Origin of the sequence: Gordonia sp. p3-SID1431, from assembly GCF_025143765.1 — a bacterium.
GTDB classification, from domain to species: Bacteria; Actinomycetota; Actinomycetes; order Mycobacteriales; family Mycobacteriaceae; genus Gordonia; species Gordonia hongkongensis.
Window position 1 is genome coordinate 1 of the sequence record NZ_JAMBDT010000172.1, and the last position, 4,449, is coordinate 4,449.

At 68.6% G+C, this 4,449-nt stretch carries 4 protein-coding genes; 2 read left to right on the forward strand and 2 right to left on the reverse strand.

The window, feature by feature from the left end; translation table 11 throughout:
* Positions 1 to 105: 105 nt before the first annotated feature.
* The gene (locus tag M4D77_RS23420; RefSeq protein WP_068972644.1) at positions 106 to 984 is read right to left on the reverse strand and encodes a universal stress protein; all 879 of its coding nucleotides are present in this window, start codon (positions 982 to 984) and stop codon (positions 106 to 108) included.
* 90 nt (positions 985 to 1,074) lie between these two features.
* Here M4D77_RS23420 and glsA point away from each other — a divergent pair, with 90 nt between their 5' ends.
* Together glsA and nucS are read left to right on the forward strand one after the other, a co-directional pair.
* The gene (gene glsA, locus M4D77_RS23425) at positions 1,075 to 2,508 is read left to right on the forward strand and encodes a glutaminase A (protein WP_068972645.1); all 1,434 of its coding nucleotides are present in this window, start codon (positions 1,075 to 1,077) and stop codon (positions 2,506 to 2,508) included.
* 46 nt (positions 2,509 to 2,554) lie between these two features.
* On the forward strand, positions 2,555 to 3,238 hold the full coding sequence (nucS, locus tag M4D77_RS23430) for an endonuclease NucS (RefSeq protein WP_058249976.1): 684 nt from the start codon (positions 2,555 to 2,557) through the stop codon (positions 3,236 to 3,238).
* Between the two features lie 130 nt (positions 3,239 to 3,368).
* Here the strand turns inward: nucS and M4D77_RS23435 are convergent, their stop codons facing one another.
* Complete coding sequence (locus M4D77_RS23435) at positions 3,369 to 4,337, reverse strand: hypothetical protein (protein WP_068971715.1); 969 nt, start codon at positions 4,335 to 4,337, stop codon at positions 3,369 to 3,371.
* Positions 4,338 to 4,449: the final 112 nt, after the last annotated feature.

Sequence of the window (4,449 nt, forward strand, 5' to 3'; positions counted from 1 at the left end):
CACCCTAATCAGTGTGGGAGAGTAGGACACCGCCGAACACAACATCCCATTGTGGACCCTCGCGATTCGTGAGGGGCCACAATGCTTTTCTGGGTCGAGACGAGATCAGTCGGTGCCCTTCGGAACGACGATCATCGGAACCGACACCGCGCGAAGGATTTTCGCCGCGGTTGTGCCGAGGAAGAGCGTGTTGGGCGCCGCCAGCCGGCTGGAGCCGACCATGACCACATCGCCGTCCTGCCAGTCCAGGGAGCCGACTGCCTCCTCGATGGTCGACCCCTGGGCGATCGCCGAGCTGACCGGGAAGTCCGGTGGCAGTTGTTCTCTGGCCGCCTCGAGACTGCGTCGCGCGTGTTCGCGAGCGTGGTCGAGGGCCTGTTCTTCCGGCTCGGTGCGCCAGGGTTGGACGTCGTCGACGGCGACCAGCGAGATCAGCCGGATGGGCCGATGTGCACGGACACCGCTGCGCAACGCCGTCTGGAACAACAGCTGGGTGCCTGGCCTGCTACCGATTGCGACCGAGATCTCTCGCACCTCGTCGGCGCCGAGATGCGCGAACCCCGGTGGCGCCACCGCCACCGGGACCGGTGCGGAATGCAAGATGTCGTTGACCACGGTCCCGAGTGTGTGCCGGCCGCGGATACCGCCACCCGCGCCGCCGATGACCAGCATGTCCGCCGATGTGCGCCGGGCCTGCACGATGAGACCCTCCCCGGGGTTGGCGTGTTCGGCGATCGTCGTGGTGGTCTCGATGTCGTCGGGGAGTCTGGCGGCAGCGGCGTCGAGCCAGCGGCGGGCCGCATTGTCCAGGGCGTCGGAGAGGCGTTCGACCGAGACCTGTTCGGACGGGTCGGCGCTGTCCGGCTCGGGTGGGATGACGATGCAGAGCTCGAGTTCGGCGTCGAAGGTCCGCGCGAGGCATGCGCCGAGGGCGACCGCGTCGTCGCCTCCCGAGGTGGCGATGTATGCGACGAGCAGCTTCATCGGTACTCCCAGCGTCGGTGTCTCGGTCCCCGGTCATCGCCAGCCTAGTCATCTCCGACGGGGTGCCGGGGGACACGCTTAGATGGGGTCATGGACTCCCTCGTCGACGGTTACCTCAGCCACATCATGGACGAATGCCATTCGGACCGATCCGGTCATGTCGCCGACTACATCCCGGAACTGGCTGCCGTCGACCCTGACGGTTACGGCCTGTCGATGTGCGTGCACGACGGCCACACCTACTCCCACGGGGACTCCGCGACGGAGTTCACCATCCAGTCGGTCTCCAAGCCCCTCACCTATGCGATGGTCCTGAAGAAGCACGGCACGGCGGCGGTCGACGCGAAGATCGGCGTCGAGCCGTCCGGCGAGGCATTCAACGAGATCAGCGTGGACGAGCGCCGACGCCCGAAGAACCCGATGATCAATGCGGGGGCCATCTTTGCCGCATCCATGCTGTTGCCGCCGACCCGGGACGTGGACGAGGCGGCGGGCGACGCCGCTTTCCGGGAGGTGCTCGAGTTCTACTCCGGATGTGCCGGACGGCGCCTCACGATGGACGAGGGGGTCTATGCCTCCGAGGCCGCGACGGGTTCGCGCAACCGCGCGATCGCCTACATGCTCGACAGCTTCGGGGCTCTAGAGACCAGCCCGGACGCCGCTCTCGACCTCTACTACCGACAGTGCTCGATTCGGGTGACGACCGACGACCTGGCCGGGATCGGCGCGACGATCGCGAACGGCGGGATGAATCCCCGCACGGGTCGGACGGTCTTCTCCAACGAGACCGCGCAGCGGTTGCTGAGTGTCATGACGACGTGCGGGATGTACGACGGCGCGGGGGACTGGGTCACCTCCGTCGGCCTGCCGGCGAAGAGCGGCGTCGGTGGCGGGATCCTCGCGGTGCTGCCGGGGCAACTCGGCATCGGCGTGTACTCGCCACGGCTCGACGGTCACGGCAACAGCGTCCGCGGCGTCGACGTGTGTCGGCATCTGTCCACCGACCTGGGTCTGCACATGTTCAACGTGACACGGGAGAGTCGGGTGACGATCCGGTCGGTCTACGACCTCGCCGACACCCCCGTCAGCGCGGAATGGGGCGAGCAGGAGCGCAGCTACCTGCGGACCTGTCGCGACCGGATCCGCGTGTACGAACTGCAGGGAGACCTGACCTTCGCCGGCGCCGAGAGTGTCCAGCGGCGCCTCGAGGCCGACATCGACGCATACACCGTCGTCATCGTCGAGATCTCCCGCATCGGGGTGATCGACGCGGTCGCACGCACGATGGTGCTGAGCATCAAACGGCTGCTGGACGACAGCGGCCGGCGGGCCGCGCTCGTCGACCCGGACGGGGTCGTCCGCGCCAGCGTCGATCGGCACCGTAACGACGCGGCGGTGCCCGATCTCGATGCGCCGCCGGAACTCCGGGGATTCGACCCCGCGCTTCCGCATGTGCACTCGACGATGGACGACGCGGTCGTCGACGCCGAGACGTTTCTGCTGAAGCACTACTACGACGAGTGAGCGGGCCGCGCCGCCCGGTTCCGGGACACACCACTAGGGTGGGCACGTGCGTCTCGTCATCGCGGAGTGTCAGGTCGACTACGTCGGGCGGCTGACCGCCCATCTGCCCATGGCCCGGCGGTTGCTGCTGATCAAATCGGACGGATCGGTGAGCGTGCACGCCGACGACCGGGCCTACAAGCCGTTGAACTGGATGAGTCCGCCGTGCTGGCTCACCGAGGCGCAGGTTCCCGACGGCACGCAGGCGGAGGCGTACTGGGTCGTCACCAACAAGGCGGGCGAGGAACTCCGCATCACCATCGCGTCGATCGAGCACGACTCCCAGCACGACCTCGGCATCGACCCCGGCCTCGTCAAGGACGGCGTCGAGGCGCACCTGCAGGAGCTGCTCGCCGAGCATGTCGAGACGTTGGGTCCGGGTCACACGCTCATCCGCCGCGAGTACATGACCGCGATCGGGCCGGTGGACCTGCTGTGCCGGGACGCATCGGGTGCCACGGTGGCGGTCGAGATCAAACGGCGCGGGGAGATCGACGGCGTCGAGCAGCTCACCCGGTACCTCGAGCTGCTCAACCGCGACACCACACTTGCCCCGGTGGCCGGCGTCTTCGCCGCCCAGCAGATCAAGCCGCAGGCCCGCACGCTGGCCGAGGACCGCGGAATCCGTTGCGTGGTGCTCGATTACGACGAGCTTCGCGGCGCGGAGAGCACGGAGTTCAGGCTCTTCTGAGGGGCTTCGACAAGCTCAACCAGCGGAGGGGACAAGCTCAACCAGCGGAGGGGACAAGCTCAACCAGCGGAGGGGACAAGCTCAACCAGCGGAGGGGACAAGCTCAACCAGCGGAGGGCCGTCCGGCCGGTCAGGCGTTGGAGCGAACCTCCGGCGACCGCGCCTCGGGCGAGAGCTTGCGGTTGAGGAGGTCGAGATCGTCGGCGTCGGACAGCACGGAGTACTCGGAGTCGTCGGGCTGGGCGAGCAGTTCCGGCAACTCGGCCAGCTCCTCGCGTAGCCGCCCGAGGTTGGCGGCGATGTCCTGACGCGTGCGATCAGCCGCCTGCGCGAGTTCGCGTGATCGATCGAGTCGTTCGGTCGCGATGTCGAGCGCGGTCTGACGGATGTGTGCCGCCTCGTCGAGTGCGCGTTCGCGCTGATCGGCGAGTTCGGCATCATGGCGTTCCCGCTCGGCCCGGCGTTCGGCGGCGCTGACCGCCTCGAGTTCGGCGACCTCGGCTTTCGCCTTCTCCACCACTCGGCGGGCCTCGTCCTTGGCGGCCTGCATGGTCTTGGTGTGTTCGGCCTCCATCGCGGCGGTGCGCTCGGCGATGAGGCGGGCCGACTCCGACTCGTTGGCGGCCGCGGTCTCCTTGACCTGCCGTGCCCGGGCGGCGGCCTCGTCGACCAGTTTCTTCGCGGCCGTCCGTGCCTCGCCCCGGACGCGCTCGGCGTCGGTCGCGGCCGACGACCGCATGTCGGCGGCCTCCTGGCGCGCGATGGACAGCGTCTCGGCGGCTTCGGCGGCCGCTTCGGCGCGCATCTCCGAGGCCTCGTCGGACGCCAGCTGCAGCATCCGCGACAGTCGCTCGCTCATCCCTTGCGCGGTGGTCGGCGGGACCGAGAGCTTGTCGACCTCCCGGCGCAGTTCGGCTATCTCGTCGCGCGCGTCCTCGAGATGCGCGGCGAGTTCGTGTGCGTTGGCGGTGGCGGCGTCACGATCGGCGGCGAGGACGCGTAGGTCTGCGTCGAGGCGCTGGAGGTGATCGGCGACCTGCTCACGGTCATAACCGCGCATCACGATCGCGAAGGGCAATTGCCGTGCGGGACCTGGCATGGCGGCCAGTGTATCGGAGAGAGTGCGGGATCTCCTCGACGTCGGCGACGCCGTGCGTGGAGGTGGGGGGGCCCGCGCGGCGCGGGGTGGGGGGGGGCGGGCGGGGGGGGGT